Genomic DNA, 694 nt, shown 5'->3' on the forward strand with positions numbered 1-694 from the left:
AGGAAGGCGGGCGCGGGCGCACGCCGCGCCAGCCGGTGGACTCGCCGCTCTACCCGCTGCTGGAGGCCGCCGCCGAGCACTACCGCCAGGCGCTGAAGAGCCACCCGCAGCGCAAGTACGCGGTGGACTACCTCAAGGGCCGCGGCCTGACCGGCGAGATCGCCCGTGACTTCGGCCTCGGCTTCGCCCCGCCCGGCTGGGACAACCTGCTCAAGCAACTGGGCGGCGACGTCCTGCAGCAGAAGGCGATGATCGACGCCGGCCTGCTGATCGAGAACGCCGAGAACGGCCGGCGCTACGACCGCTTCCGCGACCGCATCATGTTCCCCATCCGCGACAGCCGCGGCCGGGTGATCGCCTTCGGCGGCCGGGTGCTGGGCGACGACAAGCCCAAGTACCTCAACTCGCCGGAAACCCCGGTGTTCCACAAGGGCCAGGAGCTCTACGGCCTGTTCGAGGCGCGCAAGCACAACCGCGACCTCGACGAGATCATGGTGGTCGAGGGCTATATGGACGTCATCGCCCTGGCCCAGCAGGGCCTACGCAATGCCGTGGCGACCCTGGGTACCGCCACCAGCGAAGAGCATCTCAAGCGCCTGTTCCGCATCGTGCCCAGCGTGCTGTTCTGCTTCGACGGCGACGCCGCCGGGCGCAACGCCGCCTGGCGCGCCCTGGAGTCGACCCTGCCGAGCCT

General features: G+C 70.0%; 1 protein-coding gene. It reads left to right on the forward strand.

Annotation, left to right across the window (positions count from 1 at the left end; translation table 11 throughout):
• The coding region (locus tag N878_RS24255) for a DNA primase (RefSeq protein ID WP_021446075.1) at window positions 1-694 on the forward strand (694 nt) is incomplete at both ends.

Source organism: Pseudomonas sp. EGD-AK9 (assembly GCF_000465935.2).
Taxonomy (GTDB): Bacteria; Pseudomonadota; Gammaproteobacteria; order Pseudomonadales; family Pseudomonadaceae; genus Aquipseudomonas.